The sequence below is a fragment of the Streptomyces sp. NPDC055962 genome (assembly GCF_042270185.1).
GTDB lineage: Bacteria > Actinomycetota > Actinomycetes > Streptomycetales > Streptomycetaceae > Streptomyces.
Window position 1 is genome coordinate 266,536 of the sequence record NZ_JBHJYN010000008.1, and the last position, 22,461, is coordinate 288,996.

The following is a 22,461-nucleotide window of genomic DNA, read 5'->3' on the forward strand; positions in this document are numbered from 1 at the left end:
GTAGGGCTAGGTTCACCCCTCGACCCACCCGTCACATGTCAGTCACACGGAAGGCAATCCCATGGGCTCCGCGACCGGCAGACACCGTCGCCCTCGTCAGGCACCCGCCATCGTCGTCGCCGCAGGCGTCACAGGATCGGCCATCGCCATTCCGCTGCTCGGTGCGGGCGGCGCGCAGGCGGCCGACGCGACGACCTGGGACAGGGTCGCCGAATGTGAGAGCGGCGGCATGTGGAGTGCCGACCTCGGCAACGGCTACTACGGCGGTCTGCAGTTCTCGCAGGACACCTGGTCGGCCTACGGCGGCACGTCGTACGCGCCCCGCGCCGACCTGGCGAGCCGCTCCCAGCAGATAGCGGTGGCGGAGAAGGTGCTGGACGACAAGGGCCCGCAGGCGTGGCCCAGCTGTGCCGTGATCTCCGGCCTCGCCCTGGACGGGACGCTTCCGGGCGTCGACCCGGGCGGCGAGCCGTCCGCCGAGCCCTCGGACACCGCGACGCCGTCCGGCACCCCCTCCTCCGAGACGGAGGACCCGGCGGACGCGGCCGACGAGAAGGCCGACGCGGACGCGAAGGGCCAGGAGAGCGGGAACGCGTCCGACGACGCGGCGGACGAGAGCGACAAGGCCGGCGAGCCCTCGGACGCCGCCACTCCGTCCAAGACCCCCTCCTCCGAGGCGTCCGGGACGTCCGGCGCCTCGAAGGGTGACGCGGCCAAGGGCGGGAAGCACCGCGGCACGCCGGCTCCCGAGGCCGGCGCGGAGTCGGGGACCGACGCGCGCGAGTCCGGCCGCCACGCCTCCCGCGGCGACTCCGGCGCACGACAGGGCGCGGAGGGCACGTACACCGTCCGCGAGGGCGACAACCTCTGGGCGATCGCCGACGCGCAGGACCTGACCGGTGGGTGGACCGCGCTCTACGAGGCCAACAAGGACGAGCTCGGCTCCGACCCGGACCTGATTCTTCCCGGCCAGAACCTGGACCTCGGCCTCGGGGCGGACGCGCAGGACGCCCCGGCGGAGACGCAGAGCGCCCCGGCGGAGACGCCCGCCGCCAACTGATCGAAAGCGGGAAAACACCCCGAAAACAGGGGTAGTTAAGAGACCTATGTCCACTTATGTGTAAGTGAGACATGGGTCTCTTTGCGTCAACTGCCGCGCCCCGTCCGTCCGGTCCGTCCATATTGCGTCCGACCTGCGAAAACGCTTCTCGCAGGCGAACCGATTCGGGCTGATTGGTCGTTATGTCCATCTTTGAATGTGGGGGTTGCGTGTGTCTACGGTCGGAGCCGCTCGCACCGCGGGCACCCTCGACCGTCACGCCGAATCCTGCCGTCGGCCGAGGGGTACCGACGCGTAAAGCGCCGTAGGCAGGAGCGGGGGAACCAGGTAGGCGCCGGACCCGGCCGTCGGAAGACGGGCGCAGGGAACGGCTAGGGGTGGAGCCGCCCGCGGAAGCGGGCGGCCGGGCAACTCACAGGCCCGAACCCGACAGCTCACCTCGTAGGCGTCGGTGAGGAGAACCATGCTGCTTTCCAGCAAGGGCAAGCACCGTCGCCCGTCCAAGGCCGTCCGTATCGCGACCCTGGCCGGCGTCACCGGTGCGGCCGTCGCCGTCCCGCTCATGGGCGCGACCGGTGCCTCCGCCGCCTCCGTCGACACCTGGGACGCCGTCGCCCAGTGCGAGTCCGGTGGCAACTGGTCCATCAACACCGGCAACGGCTACTACGGCGGTCTGCAGTTCTCGCAGTCCAGCTGGGCCGCCGCCGGTGGCACGCAGTACGCCGCCCGCGCCGACCTGGCCACCAAGGGCCAGCAGATAGCCGCCGCCGAGAAGCTCCTCGCCCTCCAGGGCCCGGGTGCCTGGTCCTGCGCCGGTGCCGGCGGCCTGACGAACGACGGTGTGGACCCGGGTGTCGACACCGGCTCCGGCCAGAGCACCGACAAGGCCGAGACGAAGGCCCAGCCGGAGCGCAAGGCCGAGCAGCCCACCACGCGCAGCGAGAAGCGCACGGCCCCCGAGAAGACCGTCACCACCCCGACCGGCAAGAAGGTCGAGAAGGGTGACGGCGAGTACAAGGTGAAGACCGGCGACACCCTCAGCACGATCGCCGACGCGAAGAAGGTCAAGGGCGGCTGGCAGAAGCTGTTCAAGCTGAACGACGACATCGTCGACGACGCCGACATGATCTTCCCGGGTCAGCAGCTCCACCTGAAGTAGTCGGAAACGGCCCGGGGTCCCCCTCCTGCCCCGGTGGCCCGGCCCGGCGCGCAGACCCCCCGCGCGCCGGGCCGCGGCCGTGTCCGGCACCCGTCGTCAGGGTGCCGGCGTGTGCCCGCCTCAGCGGCGAGCGTTCAACAGTTGTGGTTACTGGCCAGTAGAATTCTGGAGCTTTGCCCGTAATGCGGGCCCTTGGGTCCTTTTTCGTCCCAGGGGACGGGCGGACGGCCGACGGAGCGGGCCGAGCCGGTTAGGCTCGTGGCGCAAGGCCACAGTGACCCTGCACAACCAGTGTCAGATCCCAGAAGGAGATGCCTCGTGCCGTCCATCGACGTCGTCGTAGCCAGGGAAATCCTCGACTCCCGGGGCAACCCCACGGTCGAGGTCGAGGTTGGCCTCGACGACGGCAGCACGGGACGTGCTGCTGTTCCGTCCGGAGCCTCCACCGGCGCGTTCGAGGCCATCGAGCTTCGCGACGGTGACCCCAACCGCTACCAGGGCAAGGGCGTCGAGAAGGCCGTCCTCGCCGTGATCGAGCAGATCGGCCCGGAGCTCGTCGGCTACGACGCCACCGAGCAGCGCCTCATCGACCAGGCGATGTTCGACCTGGACGCGACCGAGAACAAGGGCTCCCTCGGCGCCAACGCCATCCTCGGTGTCTCGCTGGCCGTGGCGCACGCCGCGTCCGAGGCCTCCGACCTCCCGCTGTTCCGCTACCTCGGCGGCCCGAACGCGCACCTGCTGCCCGTTCCGATGATGAACATCCTGAACGGCGGCTCGCACGCCGACTCCAACGTGGACATCCAGGAGTTCATGATCGCGCCGATCGGCGCCGAGTCCTTCTCCGAGGCCCTGCGCTGGGGCGCGGAGATCTACCACACGCTGAAGAAGGTCCTGAAGACCAAGGGCCTGTCGACCGGTCTCGGTGACGAGGGCGGCTTCGCCCCCAACCTCGAGTCCAACCGCGCCGCCCTCGACCTCATCCTCGAGGCCATCAAGGAGGCCGGCTACGTCCCCGGCCGTGACATCGCGCTCGCGCTCGACGTCGCCGCGTCCGAGTTCTACAAGGACGGCGTCTACGAGTTCGAGGGCAAGTCCCGCTCGGCCGCCGAGATGACGGAGTACTACGAGGAGCTCGTCTCCGCGTACCCGCTCGTCTCCATCGAGGACCCGCTGTACGAGGACGACTGGGCGGGCTGGAAGGTCATCACCGACAAGCTCGGCTCCAAGGTGCAGATCGTCGGTGACGACCTGTTCGTCACCAACCCTGAGCGCCTCGCCCGCGGCATCGAGGAGGGCTCGGCCAACGCCCTGCTCGTCAAGGTCAACCAGATCGGTTCGCTGACCGAGACCCTGGACGCCGTCGAGCTGGCCCAGCGCAACGGCTTCAAGTGCATGATGTCGCACCGTTCCGGTGAGACCGAGGACGTCACCATCGCCGACCTCGCCGTCGCCGTGAACTGCGGCCAGATCAAGACCGGCGCCCCGGCCCGCTCGGACCGTGTCGCCAAGTACAACCAGCTGCTGCGCATCGAGGAGATCCTCGACGACGCCGCGGTGTACGCCGGACGTTCGGCGTTCCCGCGCTTCCGCTTCGACGGCTGACAGCCCGAGTCCGGAGCACCAGCCTCCGTCCGTCCCCGCATCCGGTCCCGTACCGTGTGCGGGGACGGACGTGCGTAACGGGGAGGCGTGAGACATGGCCGGGAAGGACCGCGACCGGTTCTCCACCGCGACCAGGCTGCGGCTGCTCGGGGAGCAGACCGCGGCCCGCGTCTACCGGTCCCAGAACCGCCGCCAGGCCCGCCGCTCGCGGCTCACGGGCCGTGCCGCGTTCCTCGCGCTGATCGTCTGCTCGCTGGTGGTCGCGCTCGCGTACCCCATGCGCCAGTACGTCTCCCAGCGCGACCAGATCGCCGACCAGGAGAGGCTCTCCCGGGAGGCCCACCAGCGGACCGAGGAGCTGCGCGACGAGAAGGCGCGGCTCAAGGACGACGCGTACATCCGCCGTCTCGCGCGCCAGCACCTCCACTACGTCATGCCCGGCGAGACCGCCTACACGGTGGTCGACCCGGACGCGGCGGAGGTGCGCCGGGGCGAGCCGGGGGCGACGGGACGGCCCTGGCACTCGAACCTCTGGGACGGCGTCGACAGCGCGGACCGCGAGTGATCTCGCGTCCGCGCGGGGCCCCCGCCCCGCACCGATTCATACAGTCCGACCGATGACATTCAAGGCAGGCATGGACACGCCCCCTCCGCAGACCGAATCCACCACGCCCACCGACACGGACATCGCCGCGTTCGGGCTCCAGCTCGGCCGGCCGCCGCGCGGGCTGCGCGCCATCGCGCACCGCTGCCCGTGCGGCAACCCGGACGTGGTCGAGACGCAGCCCCGTCTGGAGGACGGCACGCCGTTCCCGACGACGTACTACCTGACCTGCCCGCGTGCCGCGTCCGCGATCGGCACGCTGGAGGCCAACGGGGTCATGAAGGAGATGACCGAGCGGCTCACGACGGACCCGGAGCTGGCCGCCGCCTACCGCGCCGCGCACGAGGACTACCTCGCCCGGCGCGACGCCATCGAGGTCCTGGAGGGCTTCCCGAGCGCGGGCGGCATGCCGGACCGGGTGAAGTGCCTGCACGTCCTGGTCGGCCACTCGCTGGCCGCGGGTCCGGGTGTGAACCCGCTGGGCGACGAGGCGATCGCGATGCTGCCGGAGTGGTGGGCCAAGGGCCCGTGCGTCACGCCGTGCGGCCCCGACGCCGGATCCGACGCGTCCTGACCCCGCGGTACCCGTCGTACAACCACAGGAGCCCCATGACCCGCGTTGCCGCCATCGACTGCGGTACCAACTCCATCCGCCTGCTCGTCGCGGACGTGGACCCCGCCACCGGTGACTTCACCGAGCTCGACCGCCGGATGGAGATCGTCCGGCTCGGCCAAGGGGTCGACCGGACCGGCCGGCTGGCCCCCGAGGCGCTGGAGCGGACCTTCGCCGCCTGTCGTACGTACGCGGCGGTGATCAAGGAGCTGGGCGCCGAGCGGGTCCGGTTCGTCGCCACGTCCGCCTCGCGCGACGCGGAGAACAGCGGCACCTTCGTCCGCGGCGTCCTGGACATCCTGGGCGTCGAGCCCGAGGTCGTCACGGGCGCCCAGGAGGCGCAGCTCTCGTTCGACGGCGCCACCAAGGAACTGGTGGGCGGCGACCACCTGGAGAAGCCGTACCTGGTGGTGGACATCGGCGGCGGCTCCACGGAGTTCGTCGTCGGTGACGACCGTGTCCGCGCGGCCCGTTCCGTGGACATCGGCTGCGTCCGCATGACGGAGCGTCATCTCGTCGCGGACGGGGCCGCCGTGGACCCGCCCACGCCCGACCGGATCGCCGCGATCCGTGCGGACATCGGCTCCGCGCTGGATCTGGCCGAGGAGACCGTGCCGCTCTCCTCGGCGGCGACGCTCGTCGGCCTGGCAGGGACGGTCACCACCGTCGCCGCGATCGCTCTCGGGCTGGAGGAGTACGACTCCGAGGCGATCCACCACTCCCGGGTCTCCCTGGAGCGGGTCAGGGAGATCACCGGGCGGCTGCTGGCCTCGACGCACGAGGAGCGCGCGGCGATCCCCGCGATGCACCCGGGCCGGGTCGACGTCATCGCTTCCGGGGCGCTCGTCCTGCTCGCGGTGATGGAGCGGTGCGGAGCCCGGGAGGTCGTCGTCAGCGAGCACGACATCCTGGACGGAATCGCCTGGTCCGCCGCCTGACCACAGGGCGGGCGCGGGCGCGGTGAGATGCTGCTCAAACGCATTCCGGCCTGCACCTTTGAGCTGGGAGAGGCCCCTTCGGACCCGTCCGGAGGGGTCTTCCGCGAGGCGCCGCGGGAAACTTCGTGAACTTCTTCACAAGGAATTCGGTCCCTCTGGGCGAAGTTCTTCGCCCGAGGGGCCGTGCGGGCGGTCCACAGCTCCGTGCGGCGGTGATGCGGGAGTGTTTCGGGGGTGTGGCCACGGGGTGTCCCGGGCAGGTGGTTCACCCCGGGCCAAGGCTCAAGAGCCAGCTCACAAGTGGTGAACAACGTTCGCCGGGGCGTCGTGGTTCCCCGTCCGCACCATGACCTGGGTCACGTGGGCGGCGAAGTGTAGCAGAGGGTCGCGCATACCTTGTGAAGGGGCTCACGAGCATGCCCTCCGAGGGGGGTGGATACTCGATGGCATGAGCACCACGGAGCGTCCCAGGATCCTCGTTGTAGGCGGTGGGTACGTAGGCCTGTACGCAGCTCGTCGCATTCTGAAGAAGATGCGGTATGGAGAGGCGACCGTCACGGTCGTCGACCCGCGCTCGTACATGACGTACCAGCCCTTCCTCCCCGAAGCTGCTGCCGGCAGCATCTCGCCTCGGCATGTCGTCGTCCCGCTGCGACGCGTGCTGCCCAAGGCAGAGGTTCTCACCGGCCGTGTCACGACCATCGATCAGGACCGCAAGGTCGCCACGGTCGCGCCGCTCGTCGGCGAGGCCTACGAGCTGCCCTTCGACTACCTGGTCATCGCGATGGGCGCGGTCTCCCGCACCTTCCCGATCCCCGGCCTCGCCGAGCAGGGCATCGGCATGAAGGGCATCGAGGAGTCCATCGGTCTGCGCAACCACGTCCTCGAGCAGCTGGACAAGGCCGACTCGACGACCGATGAGGACGTCCGCCGCAAGGCGCTGACGTTCGTCTTCGTGGGCGGCGGCTTCGCCGGCGCGGAGACCATCGGCGAGGTCGAGGACATGGCCCGCGATGCGGCGAAGTACTACACCAGCGTGAAGCGCGAGGACATGCGCTTCATCCTGGTCGACGCCGCCGACAAGATCCTTCCCGAGGTCGGCCCGAAGCTGGGCGCGTACGGCAAGGAGCACCTGGAGAGCCGCGGTGTCGAGGTCTACCTCTCGACGTCCATGGACTCCTGCGTCGACGGCCACGTCGTCCTGAAGAACGGCCTGGAGGTCGACTCCAGCACGATCGTGTGGACCGCCGGTGTGAAGCCGAACCCGGCGCTGGCCCGCTTCGGCCTGCCGCTCGGCCCCCGCGGCCACGTGGACACCTCCGAGAAGCTCCAGGTGCAGGGCACCGACTACATCTGGGCCGCGGGCGACAACGCCCAGGTCCCGGACATGGTCGGCCGCCGCGCGGGCAACCCGAACGCCTGGTGCCCGCCGAACGCCCAGCACGCGCTGCGCCAGGCGAAGGTCCTCGGTGACAACGTCATCTCCGGCATGCGGGGCTTCCCGCAGAAGGAGTACAGCCACGCCAACAAGGGTGCGGTCGCCGGTCTCGGCCTGCACAAGGGCGTCGCGATGATCGTCATGGGCAAGGTGAAGATCAAGGTCAAGGGCCGTCTCGCCTGGTACATGCACCGCGGCTACCACGGCATGGCCATGCCGACCTGGAACCGCAAGATCCGGATCTTCGCCGACTGGACGCTGGCGATGTTCCTGAAGCGCGAGGTCGTCTCGCTCGGCGCCATGGAGACTCCGCGCGAGGAGTTCTACGAGGCCGCCAAGCCGAGCCCGGCTCCGGTCGCGGCCAAGGCCGGCGACGACAAGAGCAAGGCCGGCGAGAAGGCCAAGGCCTCCTAGCGCCAGTACGTCACCGAAGGGGTCGTCCGCCATCCGTGGTGCGGACGGCCCCTTCGGCGTTCCCGGGCGGGCTTCGGTGTTCCTGGGCGACGCCAACTAGATGGTCAGTGCAGGTATTTTGCCGTTCCCTTGCCCGGGGGCGGGATGGCCCGGCTGCCGGGCGGCGTTGACGTCGGTGTACCTCGCCGCGGCCCCGAGGTGTCGCGGCCCGGTTCGGGTGCGTATATGCGAATTTAGGCACGTTCGGAAACACCACCACGGAGGTGTGCACCATGGCCGACGCCGCATCGCGGCTGACCGCTCTCGCCGAAGAGTTGCTGGGAGAACCCCTGCCGGTCCGGATCCGGGCCTGGGACGGCAGCGAATCCGGGCCGCCGGGTGCCCCCACCCTCGTGCTGCGCCACCGCCGCGCCCTGCGCCGGCTGCTCTGGAAGCCCGGCGAGCTGGGACTGGCCCGCGCCTGGGTCGCCGGCGAGATCGACGTCGAAGGGGACCTGTACGCCGCTCTGGACGCCCTGGCCGGGCTGCTCTGGGAGCGTGGCGCGGATGCCAAGGACACCGTCCACCCCGTCCGCGACCCGAAGGTACGGGCCTTCGCCCGCGGCCTCGTGGAGATCGCCGGGCCGTGGCCCCCGCCGCCCCCGCCGCCGGAGGAGATCCGCCGCCGCACCGGCGCGCTGCACACCCGGCGCCGCGACAAGGAAGCCATCAGCCACCACTACGACGTGGGCAACGACTTCTACGCCATGGTCCTCGGCCCGTCCATGGTGTACTCCTGCGCCTACTGGCAGGACGGCGCCACCCTCGAAGAGGCCCAGCGCGACAAGCTCGACCTCGTCTGCCGCAAGCTCGCCCTCCGGGAGGGCGACCGCCTCCTCGACGTCGGATGCGGATGGGGCTCCATGGCCGTCCACGCGGCCCGTGAGTACGGCGCCCGGGTCACCGGGGTGACCCTCTCCACCGAACAGGCCGCCTTCGCCCGCAAGCGCATCGCCGAGGAGGGGCTCACCGACCGGATCGAGATCCGGGTCCAGGACTACCGTGACGTCAGGGACGGCCCGTACGACGCCATCTCCTCGATCGGCATGGCCGAGCACGTCGGCTCGGTCCGCTTCCGTGAGTACGCCGACGACCTCTACGCCCTGCTCAAGCCCGGCGGCCGGCTGCTCAACCACCAGATCGCCCGTCGCCCGGAGCGGAACGAAGCGGCGTACCACGTCGACGAGTTCATCGACGCCTACGTCTTCCCCGACGGCGAGCTCGCCCCGGTCGGCCGCACCGTCGCCACCCTGGAGGAGGCCGGATTCGAGGCCCGTGACGTCGAGGCGATCCGCGAGCACTACGCGCTGACCCTGCGCCGGTGGGTGACGAACCTGGAGGAGAACTGGAGAGAGGCCCAACGGGTCACCTCGCCCGGCCGGGCCAGGGTGTGGCGGCTCTACATGGCCGCCAGCGCGCTCTCCTTCGAGCACAACAAGATCGGCGTCAACCAGATCCTCGCGGTGCGTCCGCAGGAGGGCGGTCCGTCCGGCATGCCGCTGCGGGCCCGTGACTGGACGGCGTCGGCGGAGAGCTGATCCGGGAGGGCCGGAGGCGGCCCCGACCGGGAAGCGCGGAGGGGCGGTACCCGCACCGCGGGTACCGCCCCTCCGTCATGCGTGACTACTCCGTCTTGATCGCCGTCAGCATGTTCAGCCTGGCGCCGCTGCGGGCCGGCCACAGGGAGGCGAGGACACCCACCAGGCCGGCGAGGACCAGGAAGACGGCCAGCCGGTCCCACGGGACGACCAGGGCGTAGCCGGGGATGGAGGCGGACAGGCTCTTCCCGATGGCCCAGCCGAGGAACGTCCCGAGGCCCACACCGACCACCGCTCCGAAGAGCGAGATGACGACGGCCTCCAGCCGGATCATGCGCTTGACCCTGCGCCGGTCCAGGCCGATCGCCCGCAGCATGCCGATCTCCTGCTGACGCTCGAAGACCGACATGGCCAGCGTGTTGACGACGCCGAGGACCGCGATGACCAAGGCCATCGCGAGCAGCCCGTACATGATGTTCAGCGCCGTGTTGATGAACCCGCCGAACATGTCGCGGATGCCCTGGCGGTCCATGACGCTCATCGCCGGGTTGTCGCCGAGCGCGTCGACCACGGCCTTCTCGTTGGCGTCGCTCTGGCCGCCGTCCATGGTCAGCCAGACCTCACGGATGTCGGAGAGGCTCTCGTGCGGGGCGACGAGGTCCTCGGGGATCAGGACCGGGGAGAGGAACTCGTTGCCTTCGTAGAGCGCGCCGACCTTCAGGGTCTGCTTCTTGTCGTCCTGGTAGGTCACGGGCACGCTGTCACCCGTCTTCCAGCCGTGCGACGCCGCGGTCTTGCGGTCGACCGCGATCTGGCCGTCCTCCAGCGAGGAGAGGGAGCCCGAGACCGTCTTCAGGGCGAAGGTCTTCTCGATGTCCCCGGGAGTGATTCCGGACGCCGAGATGCCCTCCTCCTCCTTCCCGACGGTCAGCCAGACGGCGCGCTGGGGGGTGGCCGCGGCGACCCCGTCGGCCTTCCGCAGGGCGGTGACGGCCGACTCGTCGAGCGAGTCCCCGCTGGCCATCGAGACCATGTAGTCGGCCCGGATGTTGTCCGTCGTCATCTTGTCGATGGCCTGGCCGAGCGTGACACCGAGCACCGAGATGCCGGTGACCAGGGTGAGCCCGATCGCGAGGGCGGACGCGGTGGCTCCGGTGCGGCGCGGATTGCGGACCGCGTTCTGCGCGGCCAGCTTGCCGGACACCCCGAACAGCTTCGCCAGCAGCGGGCGGGCCAGGGCGATCACCGGCCGCGAGAGCAGCGGGATGAGCACGATGACGCCGATCAGGGCCAGGAAGGCCCCGGCGCCCAGGATCCAGCGGCCGTCCTCGCCGCCCTGGGCGGCACCGGCGATGATGGCGGCCGACCCGAGGAGGGTGAGCACCCCGCCGATCGAGTTCCGCACGACCAGGGACTTGGTGGTGGCGACCGCGTGCACGCTGCTCATCGCGGCGACCGGCGGGATCTTGGCGGCGCGGCGGGCGGGCAGCCAGGCGGCGAACACGGTGATCAGCACGCCGACCGCGAAGGCGGAGGCCACCGCCGTCGGGGAGACGACCAGGGGTCCGGCCGGGATCTTCCCGCCGAACGCGCCCATCGCGGAGCGGAGGCCGGTGGCGAGCCCGAGGCCGAGCAGGAAGCCGGCCACCGAGGCGACGAGACCGACGACACCGGCCTCCAGCAGGACGGCCCGCTTGACCTGCCTGCGGGAGGCGCCGACGGCGCGCATCAGGGCGAGTTCCTTGGTGCGCTGGGCGATGAGCATGGTGAAGGTGTTGGCGATCAGGAACACGCCGACGAAGAGCGCGATGGCGGCGAAGGCCAGCAGCATCGAGTTCAGGCTCTTGAGGCCCGACTCGGTCATCTCGGCCTCCTCGTCCGCGAGGGCCGCGCCGGTCTTGGCCTCGGCGTCCTCGGGAAGGAGGGGCTTCACCGCTGCCAGCAGCGCGGTGTCGGACGCGCCGGGCCCGGCGACGACGTCGACGTCCTTGAACTCGCCGGGCCGCAGGTAGAGCTGCTGGGCCACGGCGGTGTCGAAGAGCACGAGGCTGCCACCCGCGTTCACGGCGCCGTCCTCGGTGGTGAAGACGCCGGAGAGGGTGTACTCCTTCACCGGCCCGTTCGTGGCGACCCGTACCGGGGAGCCCACGCGGTACTCGCCCTTCCTGGCGGTCTCCTTGTCGAGGGCGATCTGGCCGGCCTTCACCGGGCCCGTGCCCTCGGTGAACGTGTACTGCGCGTCCTTGCCGCCGGCGCCGGGGGAGAAGTTGGAGCCGGTGTTGGACCAGCCGTTGCCGATGAGCTTGCCGTCCGGGTCGGCGACCCCGGCGAAGCCGGAGACCCGGCCGGTGGCCTCCGCCACGCCGTCGAGGTGCCGGATCTTCTCGAGCGTCTCCTCGTCGACGGCCGCACTCTCCTCGTCGCCGCGTTCGGCCCGGGTCGTGACGGCGACCGCGACGTCGTCGTAGCTCTTGGCGGACTGGTTGCGGAAGGCGTTGCCGAGGGTGTCGGTGAAGACCAGGGTGCCGGAGACGAAGGCCACGCCGAGCATCACGGCGAGTACGGTCATCAGCAGCCTGGCCTTGTGCGCAAGCACGTTGCGCACGGCGGTACGGAGCATGTCGTCAGTTCCTGGGGGAGTTCGGTGTACGGAGGGGAGGGGGGCAGCAGCCGTCGCGTCAGCTGGTGCGGCCCTTCGCGTCGAACGCCTTCATGCGGTCCAGGACCCCGTCGGCGGTGGGGTGCATCATCTGGTCGACGACCGCGCCGTCCGCGAGGAAGACCACACGGTCCGCGTAGGAGGCGGCCACCGGGTCGTGGGTCACCATCACCACGGTCTGGCCGAGCTCGCGCACCGAGTTGCGCAGGAAGCCGAGGACCTCGGCGCCGGAGCGGGAGTCGAGGTTGCCGGTCGGCTCGTCGCCGAAGATGATCTCCGGCTGCGAGGCCAGGGCGCGGGCGACCGCCACGCGCTGCTGCTGACCGCCGGAGAGCTCGGTGGGCCGGTGCTTCAGCCGCTCCGAGAGCCCCACCATGTCGATGACCTTCTGCAGCCAGGCGGCATCGGGCTTACGGCCGGCGATGTCCATCGGCAGGGTGATGTTCTCCAGGGCGGTCAGGGTGGGCAGCAGGTTGAACGCCTGGAAGATGAAGCCGATCTTGTCCCGGCGCAGCTGGGTGAGCTGCTTGTCCTTCAGCGTCCCCAGCTCGGTCTCACCGATGCGCACGGAGCCGCTGCTGAAGCTGTCGAGGCCGGCCACGCAGTGCATCAGCGTGGACTTGCCGGAGCCCGAGGGGCCCATGATGGCGGTGAATTCACCCTGCGGGAAGTCCACGGTCACCCGGTCCAGGGCGACCACCTGGGTCTCACCCTGGCCGTAGACCTTCGACAGCTCCGTGGCTCGGGCGGCGACCGCGGTGGTGCGGTGGGCGGTGGTGGTGGTCACAGGGGTACTCCTGGTTCGGACGGCTCGTCGGGGACCCCTCCATCGTCACCGCCGTACCGCGCCGGGGCGTCAGCCCCCGTGCCCGTTCCCGGAACCCTCTTGAGTCGCACCCGCAGGGCGGCGGCGTAGTCCTGAGGTAGGAGAGGGACCCCGAGATCCCCGGCCCGCGCTCAGCGGGGCGGCGCGGTGGAACCGCGCGGCACCAGGCGGGCGGCGGCGTCCTCGAACCCCGGGGCCGATCCGTCGGCGACCATCGTCAGCAGGGTGCGGGCCGCGTGGGTCCCGTACGCGGGGATGTCCCTGCTCAGCGCGGTCAGCGGGGGCCGGACGACACGGGCGAGCTGGGAGTCGTCCCAGGCGACGAGCGAGAGGTCGGCGGGCACGTCCAGCCCCATCTCCTGGGCGACCGAGAGCCCCGCCACGGCCATGATGTCGTTGTCGTAGACGACGGCCGTCGGCCGCGGGGCCGAGCCGATCAGCCGCCGGGTGGCGTGCGCGCCCTCCTCGCCGGAGTAGTCGGTGTGCACCACCACCGGCTCGTCCAGCCCGAGCACCGCACTGATCTCGCGCTGGGCGCGGTCGCGCAGCCGGGTGTGGGTCAGCTCGGGCAGCCCGGCGACCCGGGCGACGGAGCGGTGCCCGAGCGCCCTGAGATACGTCAGGGTGTCCCGCAGCGCCGTACGTTCGTCGGACCACACGGGCGTGAGCGGCCCCGCGGCGGCCGGGTCGCCGATCACGACGGCGGGCATGCCCAGCTCGGCCACGCCCTCGATGCGCGGGTCGGGGGAGCGCACGTCGGCGAGGAAGACCCCGTCCACCCGGCCCTCACCCCACCAGCGCCGGTACATCTCCAGCTCCTGCACCGGGTCGGCGACGACCTGGAGGAGCAGGGCGCAGCCGCGGGCGGAGAGCTCGGTCTCGATGCCGCTGATCAGCTCCATGAAGAAGGGCTCCACCCCGAGCATCCTGGCCGGCCGGGACAGCGCGAGGCCCACGGTGTCGGCCCGGGCGCGGGTCAGGGCGCGGGCCGCGCTGTTGGGGCGCCAGCCGATCTCCTCGGCGATGGCCTTGATGGAGGCGCGGGTCGCCGGGGAGACACCCGGGCGGTCGTTCAAGGCGTACGACACCGCGACCTTCGAGACCCCGGCGCGGCGCGCGATGTCGGCGATCGTGGGGCGGTGCTTGGGCATGGGACCTCACTTAACCGGTTCGTGTTCAGAGCACATCCTAGCCGCAGGTCCCTGACCTCCGCCTTCCTCTCTTCGGTCCGGACCTCTCCGGATTTCCGGTGAGAAAACTGGAATGGGAGCGCTCCCGTTCCCTTGACACGGCTTCGGGGCACCCCTACCTTCACGGGCACTTACCCGGTTCAGTAACTCCGCTCGGCAGGGACGGCGGGGGAAAAGGAGGGGCTATGGGTTCGCGTACCCGGCTGCGGGTCACCACTGCGCTCGCCGTGTTCACACTCGCCGCGACCGCGTGCACGGGAGGCGGCTCCGGGGCGGGCGGCACCGGCGGCCCGGTCGGCAAGGGCGGCTCGCTGCCGCGCAACGAGACGCTCTACACGACCGGCACCCAGTGGGGGCCTCCGGCCAACTACAACCCGCTCCGCAACTGGGACCACGCGACCGGCACCAAGGGCCTGGTCTACGAGACCCTGTTCCACTTCGACCCCAACGAGGGCAAGCTGACGCCCTGGCTCGCGGAGTCGGGCAGCTGGACCGACGACAAGACCTACGAGGTGAAGCTGCGCTCCGGCATCACCTGGGCCGACGGCAAGCCGCTGACCGCGAAGGACGTGGCGTACTCCTACGGCCTGGGCAAGATCGAGGCCTCCTCCTTCCACTCGCTGTGGAGCTGGCTGTCCGACGCGAAGGCGGTGGACGGCCGCACGGTCCGCTTCACCTTCAAGGAGGCCCGCTACCAGGAGTGGGACTACACGCTCTACGGCCAGCCGATCGTCCCCGAGCACCTCTGGAGCACCCGCTCCGACGAGGACGTCCTCAACGGCGTCAACGACAAGCCGGTCGGCACCGGGGCGTACAAGCTCAGGAGCAAGACCCAGGACCGGGTCGTCTGGGAGCGGCGCGACGACTGGTGGGGTTCGAAGGCGCTCAGCATGACGCCGGCCCCGCGCTACATCGTCGACGTCTCCAACCCGAGCAACGAAGTGGTCATCGGCCAGCTGGGCCAGGGCCAGCTGGACCTCAGCAACAACTTCCTGCCCGGGGCCTCCTCGCTGATCAAGAGCAAGAAGGTCGTCTCGTACTACGACGAGGCCCCCTACATGCTCTCGGCCAACACCGCCTGGCTGGTGCCCAACACCACCAGGAAGCCGATGGACGACGCCGCCTTCCGCCGGGCGCTCGCCGCGTCCGTCGACACCGGGAAGATCGTCAAGGGTGTCTACGGCGACCTGGTCAAGCCGGCCTCGCCGACCGGACTGCTGCCGCAGTGGGAGCAGTACGAGGACAAGGCCCTCATCGCGGAGAAGGGCTTCACGCACGACGCCGCGGCGGCGAAGAAGGAGCTCGCCGAAGCCGGTTACAAGGACGAGGACGGTGACGGCTTCGTCGAGAACAAGGACGGCTCCACCCTCGCCCTGAAGCTGGCCGTGCCCTCCGGATGGACCGACTGGATGGAGGCCGCCAAGGTCATCGCCGCCGGGGCCAAGGAGGCGGGCATCAGGATCAGCACCGAGTTCCCCGACCAGAACGCCCTGAACGAGCAGCGGGGCAAGGGCGACTTCGACCTCGTCATCAACAACGAGCGCCAGCTGTCGAACACCCCCTGGACGTACTACGACTACGTGTTCCAGCTGCCCGTCCAGAAGCAGCAGAACACGGTCAACTTCGGGCGCTACGAGAACGAGGAGGCGTGGAAGCTGGTGCAGGAGCTGGGAGGCGTCAGGACCGACGACGCCGCGGGCATGAAGGCCGCCGTCTCGAAGATCCAGGACATCCAGCTGACCGAGATGCCCATCATTCCGCTCTGGTACAACGGCCTCTGGTCGCAGTCCACCACCGGTTCCTGGACGAACTGGCCGTCGGACTCGGAGGGGGCTCCCAGGACGGCACCGGCCCTGTGGCGCAACTGGCTGGAGATGGGCGGCTTCGAGACGCTCACGCAGCTGAAGCCCGCCAAGTAGCACGGCCGTCGCCGACTCCATGACCGCCCCGCCGTGCGCGCGCACCTGACCGCCCGCGCACGGCGGGGCTCTCCACCGGGGAGCACCCTTGCGCCGCTATTTCGCCCGCAAACTTCTGATCTACGCGCTGACGTTCGTCGTCGCCGTCACCGTCAACTGGATGATCCCGCGCTTCATGCCCGGCGACCCCGTCTCCGCCATGATCGCCCGCGCCCGCGTCTCACAGCCCGAGGCCGCCGAGGCGATGCGCACCTACTACAACAATCTCTTCGGCTTCGACGAACCCCTCTGGCAGCAGTACCTGCACTTCTGGGGCGCGCTGCTCCAGGGCGACTTCGGGATCTCGATCTTCGTCTTCCCCACGCCCGTCGGCGACGTCCTGCTCGACGCGCTCCCGTACACGCTCGGCCTGATGATCCCGGCCGTCCTGCTCAGCTGGTTCGCGGGCAACTGGATCGGCGCGCTGTCCGCCCGCCGCAAGGTCCTCGACAACACCGTGCTGCCGGCCGGCTATCTGCTGACGGCCATGCCCTACATGTGGATCGCGGTGATCCTCGCCTGGGCGCTGGGAGCCAAGGCGGGCTGGTTCCCCCTGTCCGGGGGGTACAGCCTGGACATCCAGCCGGGCCCGAGCGCCGACTTCGCGCTGGACGCGCTGCACCACTGGGTGCTGCCGTTCCTCTCGCTGTTCCTCGTCGCGCTCGGCGGCTGGGCCATCGGCATGCGCAACATGATCATCTACGAGCTGGAGTCCGACTACTCGTCCTATCTGGCGGCCCTCGGCGCACCCCAGCGGCTCATCCGCCGCTACGCCTTCCGCAACGCGGTCCTGCCCCAGGTCACCGGCCTGGCGCTCCAGCTGGGCGTGCTGGTCGCCGGAGCTCTCGTCACCGAGATCGTCTTCGCCTATCCCGGGCTCGGCTCGCTGATCCTGGCCGCGATCCAGAACCAGGACTTCTTCCTGCTCCAGGGCGCGTTCCTCTTCATCGTCATCGGCGTCCTCATCGCCAACTTCCTCATCGACATCGTGTACGTCGTCGTCGACCCCCGTACCCGTACGGGCATGGCAGGAGGCACGTCATGAGCACACTGCCCGACCCGGCGCCCGAGGCCCCGTCCGCCGACCCGCCCGTCGCCGAGCCGGGCCGCGAATCGCTGCACTACGCGGTCCGCAACCCCAAGCTGATCATCGGCGTGACGCTCGTCGCCGTCCTGCTCGCCGCCGGCCTCGTCGGCCCCCTGCTGCTCGGCAACGCCGACCCCAACGAATACGTGGGCCCGCAGGCGTCCGCACCCGACGGCACGTACTGGATGGGCACCACCACGTTCGGCCAGGACGTCTACGCGCAGTTCGTGCACGGCCTGCGCGCCACCTTCCTGGTGGGCGTCGTGGGCGGCGCCATCGCCGCCGTCATCGCCATGCTCGTCGGCTTCCTCGCCGGCTACCGGGGCGGAGTCACCGACGAGATCCTCAACATGCTCACCAACGTCGTCCTGGTGATCCCCGCCCTCGCCGTCCTGCTGATCATCAACGCCTACATGGGCGTGCGCAGCGTCGCCGTGCAGGGCCTGTTCATCGGCCTGACCTCGTGGCCCTGGGCGGCGCGCGCCATCCGGGCGCAGACGTTCTCGCTGCGCACCCGGGAGTTCGTGGACCTGGCCCGGCTCAGCGGCAGCGGCACCTGGCGGATCGTCTTCCGCGAGATCGCGCCCAACATGAGCTCGTACCTCTTCATGATGTTCATCCTGCTCTTCGGCGGGTCCGTCCTCATCGCCTCCTCCCTCGACTTCATCGGGCTCGGCCCGACCGAAGGGGTCTCGCTCGGCCTGATGCTCCAGAGCGCCCAGCAGTGGAGCGCGCTCCAGCTCGGCATGTGGTGGTGGTTCATCCCGCCGGGCGCCGGGATCACCGCGATCGTCGGCGCGCTCTACGTCGCCAACGTGGGCCTCGACGAGGTCTTCAACCCGAAGCTGAGGGAGTCCTGAGCACATGACCCTGACCGTCAACGACCTGCGGGTCCACTACCGCACGCTGCGCGGCGAGGTCCGGGCCCTGGACGGCGTCGGCTTCGACCTGGCGGACGGCGAGATCCTGGGCCTGGCCGGCGAGTCCGGCTGCGGCAAGACCACCCTGGGCAAGTCGCTCATCCGGCTCGACGGCCGGATGAAGCACGTGGGCGGCACCGTGACGCTGGACGGCGACGAACTGCCGCTCTCCGACGACCGGGCCATGAACGCCTACCGCTTCCACAGGATCTCGCTCGTCCCCCAGTACTCGATGAGCGCGCTCAACCCGACCCGGCGCATCGGCCGCATGATCCGCGAGCTCCTCGCCTCGCGCGGCGTCACCGTGGACACCGGCGAACTACACCGCCGCCTCGCCCTCGTGGGCCTGGAACCCGGGGTCCTGGACCGCTATCCCATCGAGCTGTCGGGGGGCATGAAGCAGCGCGCCGTCATGGTGATCTCCACGCTGCTCGACCCGTCCGTCCTCGTCGCCGACGAGGTCACCTCGGCGCTGGACGTCTCCAACCAGCAGGCCGTCGTGGGCGCCCTCACCGGCCTCCGTGACAAGGGGCTGGTCACCAGCATGATCTTCGTGACCCACGATCTCGGGCTGACCTCGCACATCGCCGACTCGATCATGGTGATGTACGCGGGCAAGCTCGCGGAGAAGGCACCCACGAGGGTGCTGACGACCGAGCCGCGCCACCCGTACACGAAGATGCTGATCGGCTCGCTGCCCCAGGTGGGCGCCCGCTACAAGGACAAGCCGCTCAGCGGCATCGAGGGCGCCCCTCCCTCGCTGCTGAACCCGCCGGCCGGATGCCGCTTCCGCGACCGCTGCCCGCTCGCCGACAGCGGGTGTGCCGAGGATCCGCCCGTCGTCGAGGTGGCCCCCCGCCACACCGTCGCATGCTGGAAGGCGGCCTGATGCTGACCCTCGACCGTGTCACCAAGACCTTCCGGGCCGGTGCCTTCGGCGGCGGCTCCGTCACCGCCGTGGACCGGGTCTCCTTCGAGGCGGCGCCCGGCGAACTCGTCTCGCTCATCGGCGAGAGCGGCAGCGGCAAGTCCACCATCGGACGCATGGTCCTGGGCCTCACCCCCGTCAGCGCGGGCCGCCTCACCCTGGACGGCGAACAGGTCCGTCCCGGCAAGGACTTCTACCGTCGCGTGCAGGGCGTCTTCCAGGACCCCTTCAGCTGCTACAACCCGGTCTTCAAGGCGGACCGCGTCTTCGCCCTCGTCCGCCACGCCTACCACCCCGGTGTCTCCGACAAGGAGTGGGCCGACCGTGTGGAGAAGGCCGTACGGGACGTACGCCTGGACCCCGGGCAGGTGCTCGGCCGCTACCCGCACCAGCTCAGCGGCGGCCAGCTCCAGCGCCTGCTGATCGCCCGGGCCCTCCTCCTGGACCTGCGGTTCCTGGTCGCCGACGAGATCACCAGCATGCTCGACGCGTCCACCCGCATCGATGTGCTCAACCTCCTCGCCGGGCTCAAGGAACGCGGCCTCGGCGTCCTCTACATCACCCACGACCTCTCCCTCGGCACCTACCTCGCCGAGCGGACGGTGGTGCTGAGGAACGGCCGTGTCGTCGAACGCGGCGACACGCAGAAGGTCTTCGGCACCCCCCTCCACCCCTACACCCGCACCCTCCTGGCCGCGGTGCCGCGGCTGAACCAGCCCTGGACGTCAGCCGAACCCGTCGAGTCCTGCGCCTACCACGAGGGGGGCGCACAGGACTCCGATCTGCACGAGACCGAACCGGACCACTTCGTCGCCTGCGCCCAACTCCCCGACTGCGGAAGGACCTCCGCGTGACCTCTCGCCACCTGCCCCTGCACGACGGCTGGACGCTCACCGCCGACGGCCCCGTACCGGTGGGGCTCCCCACGGGCGGCGTCCCCGCGGCCGTCCCCGGATGCGTGCACACGGACCTGCTGGCCGCCGGGCTGATCGACGACCCGTATCTGGACGACAACGAGAACCGGCTCGGCTGGATCGGCCGCACCGACTGGACGTACAGCACCGCCTTCGACTGGTCCGACGACGGGCACGAGTCCGCCGCGCTCCGCTTCGACGGCCTCGACACCGTCGCCACGGTCCTGCTCAACGGCACCGAGGTGGGCAGCACAGCCAACCAGCACCGCGCCTACCGCTTCCCCGTCAGGGAACTGCTGCGCGAGGGCTCCAACACCCTCGCCGTACGCTTCACCGCGCCGTACGCCTACGCCGAGGCACTGCGCGACAAGCTCGGCGACAGGCCGGGCGCCTACACCGAGCCGTACGCCTTCATCCGGAAGATGGCCTGCAACTTCGGCTGGGACTGGGGCCCGACCCTGGTCACCTCCGGCATCTGGCGGCCCGTCGCCCTGGAGTCCTGGACCGGCCCGAGGATCGCCGGGGTGAAGGTCCTCGCCGACCTCGACGGGGACGGGGTGCCCCGCCTGGCCCTCACCCTCGACGTCGACCGGGACGGCGGCGGCCCCCTCCAGGCGTCGGTGGAGGTGGCCGGCGAGCGGGCCGTGTTCACCGTCCCGGACGGGGAGGACCGCGCCGGCGCCACCCTCGCCGTCCCCGGGGCCGCCCGCTGGTGGCCGCACAGCCACGGCGAGCAGCCGCTGTACGACGTCACCGTCCGCCTCGGCGAGGACGCGTGGACCGGCAGGACCGGCTTCCGGGGCGTCGGCCTGGAACGGGAGGCGTTCCGGATCTCGGTGAACGACGAGCCCGTCTTCGTCCGCGGGGTGAACTGGATCCCCGACGACTGCTTCCCGTCCCGTCTCACCCGGCAGCGCGTCTCGGACCGGCTCGACCAGGCGGTCGCCGCGCACGTCAACCTGATCCGGGTCTGGGGCGGCGGCCTCTACGAGAGCGACGACTTCTACGAACTGTGCGACGAGAAGGGGCTGCTTGTCTGGCAGGACTTCCCGTTCGCCTGCGCCGCCTACCCGGAGGAGCAGCCGCTGTACGACGAGGTGGCCGCGGAGGTCCGCGAGAACCTCGTCCGGCTGGCCCCGCACCCCTCGCTGGTCCTGTGGTGCGGCAACAACGAGAACCTGGAGGGCCACGCGGACTGGGGCTGGCAGGAGGAGCTGGAGGGCCGCACCTGGGGTCACGGCTACTACCACGAGCTGCTGCCCGCGCTGTGTGCCGAGACCGACCCCTCCCGCCCGTACTGGCCGGGCTCGCCCTATTCCGGTGCCCCGGAGCTGCCCCCGCAGGACCCCGCCCGGGGCACGGTCCACCTCTGGGACGTCTGGAACCGCGTCGACTACCGCCACTACGCCGACACGGCCCACCGCTTCGTCGCGGAGTTCGGCTTCCAGGGGCCGCCCGCGTACGCCACCCTGCGCCGCGCGGTCGGCGGCCCCCTCGCGACGGACGCCCCGCTCGTCGCCCACCACCAGAAGGCGGAGGACGGCCGGGCCAAGCTGCTGCGCGGCCTGGGTGACCACCTCCCGCAGCCCGCCTCCTTCGACGACTGGCACTGGCTGACCCAGCTGAACCAGGCCCGCGCGGTGGCCTTCGGCATCCGGCACTTCCGCTCGCACAGCCCGTACTGCATGGGCTCGATCGTGTGGCAGCTCAACGACTGCTGGCCGGTCGTGTCCTGGGCCGCTGTGGACGGCGACGGCCGCCGCAAGCCCCTCTGGTACGCCCTGCGCGAGGTGTACGCGGACCGGCTCATGGCCGTACGCGACGGGGCCCTGCACCTCGTCAACGACTCCGCCCGCCTCTGGGAGGGCACGCTGCGGCTGACCCGTCGCTCCCTGGACGGCACCGTCCTGGCCGAGGAGACGGTCGTGGTGGGCACGGCGGCCCGCGGCGTCACCCGGGTGCACCTTCCGGACTCGGTCGCCGTACCGTGCGACGCCGCCCGCGAGCTGCTGGTGGCCGAGCTGGGCGGGATGCGGACGGTCGAGTTCTACGAGGAGGACACCCGTGTCGCACTGCCGCCGGCCCGCTACGACGTCGACGTCACCCAGGGTGACGAATCAGGCATCGGCCACCGGGTCACGGTGACGGCCAGGACGCTGCTGCGGGACCTCGCGCTCTTCCCCGACCGGCTGGATCCGGCGGCCGAGGTCGACACCATGCTGGTCACCCTGCTGCCCGGCGAGAGCGCCGTCTTCCACGTCACGGGCGCCGTGCTGAAGGACCCCGCGGCCCTGGGGGCGAGGCCGGTCCTCCGGTGCGTCAACGACACGGTCGACGGCTGACGTGGCGGGGCCCTGGCGAACGGTGGCGCGGCCCATGGCGTATGGGCCGTACGGGTGCGGCGAGTTTCCGTCATTCCCGTTTGCCGGGGTTCGTCCCCATCGGCCGGTCCGGGCGTGTGCTGATGCCGTGCGGGGTGTCTGACGGGCCCTCACACGATCAATAAAATAAGACAACATCGAGCGCATGTTCCGCTGTTCGAGGGATGCCCCCGGATAGGGTCTTTGCCAA

The 22,461-nt window shown here is 70.6% G+C and carries 17 protein-coding genes and 1 riboswitch; of the genes, 14 read left to right on the forward strand and 3 right to left on the reverse strand.

The genetic code is table 11. The annotated features are described in order from the left end of the window. Positions 1–61 precede the first annotated feature (61 nt). The 8 genes from ACFC51_RS23660 (at position 62) to ACFC51_RS23695 (ending at position 9,408) form a co-directional block, all read left to right on the forward strand. The gene (locus ACFC51_RS23660; RefSeq protein WP_376530656.1) at positions 62–1,060 is read left to right on the forward strand and encodes a transglycosylase family protein; all 999 of its coding nucleotides are present in this window, start codon (positions 62–64) and stop codon (positions 1,058–1,060) included. 290 nt (positions 1,061–1,350) lie between these two features. Continuing rightward, a riboswitch (cyclic di-AMP (ydaO/yuaA leader) is annotated at positions 1,351–1,523 on the forward strand. Next, positions 1,524–2,219: a transglycosylase family protein gene (locus ACFC51_RS23665; RefSeq protein ID WP_376374004.1), complete on the forward strand. Its 696-nt coding sequence runs from the start codon at positions 1,524–1,526 to the stop codon at positions 2,217–2,219. Between the two features lie 318 nt (positions 2,220–2,537). After that, positions 2,538–3,824: a phosphopyruvate hydratase gene (gene eno, locus ACFC51_RS23670; protein WP_376379511.1), complete on the forward strand. Its 1,287-nt coding sequence runs from the start codon at positions 2,538–2,540 to the stop codon at positions 3,822–3,824. Positions 3,825–3,918: 94 nt separating this feature from the next. Further along, positions 3,919–4,389, forward strand: coding sequence for a septum formation initiator family protein (locus ACFC51_RS23675; RefSeq protein ID WP_329229678.1), 471 nt, complete (start codon positions 3,919–3,921; stop codon positions 4,387–4,389). A gap of 70 nt (positions 4,390–4,459) precedes the next feature. Then, on the forward strand, positions 4,460–5,002 hold the full coding sequence (locus ACFC51_RS23680) for a DUF501 domain-containing protein (RefSeq protein ID WP_376379551.1): 543 nt from the start codon (positions 4,460–4,462) through the stop codon (positions 5,000–5,002). 35 nt (positions 5,003–5,037) lie between these two features. Beyond that, on the forward strand, positions 5,038–5,979 hold the full coding sequence (locus ACFC51_RS23685; protein ID WP_376379514.1) for an exopolyphosphatase: 942 nt from the start codon (positions 5,038–5,040) through the stop codon (positions 5,977–5,979). A gap of 448 nt (positions 5,980–6,427) precedes the next feature. Then, complete coding sequence (locus ACFC51_RS23690) at positions 6,428–7,831, forward strand: NAD(P)/FAD-dependent oxidoreductase (RefSeq protein ID WP_376379517.1); 1,404 nt, start codon at positions 6,428–6,430, stop codon at positions 7,829–7,831. Positions 7,832–8,103: 272 nt separating this feature from the next. Further along, entirely contained in the window at positions 8,104–9,408 is a 1,305-nt protein-coding gene (locus ACFC51_RS23695; RefSeq protein WP_376379519.1) for a class I SAM-dependent methyltransferase, read from the forward strand. An 85-nt stretch (positions 9,409–9,493) separates the two neighbouring features. Here the strand turns inward: ACFC51_RS23695 and ACFC51_RS23700 are convergent, their stop codons facing one another. The 3 genes from ACFC51_RS23700 to ACFC51_RS23710 all read right to left on the reverse strand — a co-directional run bounded on the left by ACFC51_RS23700 (position 9,494) and on the right by ACFC51_RS23710 (position 14,044). Then, positions 9,494–12,028, reverse strand: coding sequence for an ABC transporter permease (locus ACFC51_RS23700; protein ID WP_376530659.1), 2,535 nt, complete (start codon positions 12,026–12,028; stop codon positions 9,494–9,496). Positions 12,029–12,086: 58 nt separating this feature from the next. Then, on the reverse strand, positions 12,087–12,854 hold the full coding sequence (locus ACFC51_RS23705; RefSeq protein ID WP_376379525.1) for an ABC transporter ATP-binding protein: 768 nt from the start codon (positions 12,852–12,854) through the stop codon (positions 12,087–12,089). Positions 12,855–13,024: 170 nt separating this feature from the next. After that, positions 13,025–14,044 carry a LacI family DNA-binding transcriptional regulator gene (locus ACFC51_RS23710; RefSeq protein WP_376530662.1) on the reverse strand — a complete coding sequence of 340 codons (1,020 nt, stop codon included), beginning with the start codon at positions 14,042–14,044 and terminating at the stop codon, positions 13,025–13,027. 224 nt (positions 14,045–14,268) lie between these two features. Here ACFC51_RS23710 and ACFC51_RS23715 point away from each other — a divergent pair, with 224 nt between their 5' ends. The 6 genes from ACFC51_RS23715 (at position 14,269) to ACFC51_RS23740 (ending at position 22,232) form a co-directional block, all read left to right on the forward strand. Further along, positions 14,269–16,002 carry an ABC transporter substrate-binding protein gene (locus ACFC51_RS23715; RefSeq protein ID WP_376530664.1) on the forward strand — a complete coding sequence of 578 codons (1,734 nt, stop codon included), beginning with the start codon at positions 14,269–14,271 and terminating at the stop codon, positions 16,000–16,002. 88 nt (positions 16,003–16,090) lie between these two features. Continuing rightward, positions 16,091–17,086, forward strand: coding sequence for an ABC transporter permease (locus ACFC51_RS23720; protein ID WP_376379533.1), 996 nt, complete (start codon positions 16,091–16,093; stop codon positions 17,084–17,086). Then, positions 17,083–17,988, forward strand: coding sequence for an ABC transporter permease (locus ACFC51_RS23725; protein ID WP_376379536.1), 906 nt, complete (start codon positions 17,083–17,085; stop codon positions 17,986–17,988). Before ACFC51_RS23720 ends, ACFC51_RS23725 begins: the two co-directional genes overlap by 4 nt. Positions 17,989–17,992: 4 nt before the next feature. Then, on the forward strand, positions 17,993–18,937 hold the full coding sequence (locus ACFC51_RS23730) for an ABC transporter ATP-binding protein (protein ID WP_376379539.1): 945 nt from the start codon (positions 17,993–17,995) through the stop codon (positions 18,935–18,937). Then, positions 18,937–19,830, forward strand: coding sequence for an ATP-binding cassette domain-containing protein (locus ACFC51_RS23735; protein ID WP_376530667.1), 894 nt, complete (start codon positions 18,937–18,939; stop codon positions 19,828–19,830). Before ACFC51_RS23730 ends, ACFC51_RS23735 begins: the two co-directional genes overlap by 1 nt. Further along, a complete protein-coding gene (locus ACFC51_RS23740) occupies positions 19,827–22,232 on the forward strand; it encodes a glycoside hydrolase family 2 protein (protein ID WP_376379545.1) in 2,406 nt (801 codons plus the stop codon). Before ACFC51_RS23735 ends, ACFC51_RS23740 begins: the two co-directional genes overlap by 4 nt. Positions 22,233–22,461 lie beyond the last annotated feature (229 nt).

Coding starts and splice junctions, on each gene's coding strand:
- ACFC51_RS23660 (WP_376530656.1), top strand. CDS start 62: ATGGGCTCCGCGACCGGCAGACACCGTCGCCCTCGTCAGGCACCCGCC.
- ACFC51_RS23665 (WP_376374004.1), top strand. CDS start 1,524: ATGCTGCTTTCCAGCAAGGGCAAGCACCGTCGCCCGTCCAAGGCCGTC.
- ACFC51_RS23675 (WP_329229678.1), top strand. CDS start 3,919: ATGGCCGGGAAGGACCGCGACCGGTTCTCCACCGCGACCAGGCTGCGG.
- ACFC51_RS23680 (WP_376379551.1), top strand. CDS start 4,460: ATGGACACGCCCCCTCCGCAGACCGAATCCACCACGCCCACCGACACG.
- ACFC51_RS23685 (WP_376379514.1), top strand. CDS start 5,038: ATGACCCGCGTTGCCGCCATCGACTGCGGTACCAACTCCATCCGCCTG.
- ACFC51_RS23690 (WP_376379517.1), top strand. CDS start 6,428: ATGAGCACCACGGAGCGTCCCAGGATCCTCGTTGTAGGCGGTGGGTAC.
- ACFC51_RS23695 (WP_376379519.1), top strand. CDS start 8,104: ATGGCCGACGCCGCATCGCGGCTGACCGCTCTCGCCGAAGAGTTGCTG.
- ACFC51_RS23700 (WP_376530659.1), bottom strand. CDS start 12,028: ATGCTCCGTACCGCCGTGCGCAACGTGCTTGCGCACAAGGCCAGGCTG.
- ACFC51_RS23710 (WP_376530662.1), bottom strand. CDS start 14,044: ATGCCCAAGCACCGCCCCACGATCGCCGACATCGCGCGCCGCGCCGGG.
- ACFC51_RS23715 (WP_376530664.1), top strand. CDS start 14,269: ATGGGTTCGCGTACCCGGCTGCGGGTCACCACTGCGCTCGCCGTGTTC.
- ACFC51_RS23725 (WP_376379536.1), top strand. CDS start 17,083: ATGAGCACACTGCCCGACCCGGCGCCCGAGGCCCCGTCCGCCGACCCG.
- ACFC51_RS23730 (WP_376379539.1), top strand. CDS start 17,993: ATGACCCTGACCGTCAACGACCTGCGGGTCCACTACCGCACGCTGCGC.
- ACFC51_RS23735 (WP_376530667.1), top strand. CDS start 18,937: ATGCTGACCCTCGACCGTGTCACCAAGACCTTCCGGGCCGGTGCCTTC.